Source organism: Burkholderia sp. Ac-20384 (assembly GCF_017104605.1).
Lineage (GTDB): Bacteria > Pseudomonadota > Gammaproteobacteria > Burkholderiales > Burkholderiaceae > Burkholderia > Burkholderia lata.
Map to the genome: position 1 here is coordinate 1 of NZ_JAAGPE010000707.1, position 663 is coordinate 663.

1 protein-coding gene is annotated in these 663 nt (G+C 69.2%); it reads right to left on the bottom strand.

Annotated elements, in window-relative coordinates; genetic code table 11:
- Positions 1 to 108: 108 nt before the first annotated feature.
- Positions 109 to 663, bottom strand: a 555-nt coding sequence (locus tag G3O00_RS42940) for a FecR domain-containing protein (RefSeq protein ID WP_206146626.1), incomplete at its 5' end; no start/stop codon positions are given.

Consider the following 663-nt stretch of genomic DNA (forward strand, 5'->3'; position numbering starts at 1 on the left):
TGCCGATATCGGGAGGTCGGTGGACGATGGGCCAGTGCTGCTTTCACTACCCATGTCACGCGAACATCGAGAAACAGCTCAGGTCGTTGAGAAATTCTTTTGAAACGCTCACGAACGGGCCGGCACGACCGTCGCCCAGTAGCGCGTCAGGTAGTGAACGTCGATCGGCAGCGTCGCCTTCAGCGTATCGAGCACGCGCGCGGGATCGTCGAGCGGATAGGTGCCCGACACGCGCAGGTCGGCCACGGCCGCATCGCAGCGCAGGCTGCCGCGGCGATAGCGGTCGAGCTCGGCGACGAGGTCGGCCAGCCGCATGCGCGACGCGACGAGCATGCCGCTCGTCCACGCGGACGCATACGTATCGAGCGGTGCCGGCGCGTCGATCGTGTCGCGCGTGAAATCCGCGCCCTCTCCGGCCGCGATCACACGTGCGTCGGCCGTCGCATCGTCGGGCTGCACACGCACGGCACCGGCAAACACCTCGATGCGGGTCGCGCCTTCGCGCTGCCGTACCGCGAAGCGCGTGCCGAGCGGCCGCAGCTCACCCTGTGCGGTCGCGACGACGAGCGGCCGCGCGGGCACGCGCTCGTCGTGGCCGCTCGTCACCATGATCGTGCCGCGCAGCAGGCGCAGGCGGCGTGCCGTAGCGTCGAAGCGCACGTC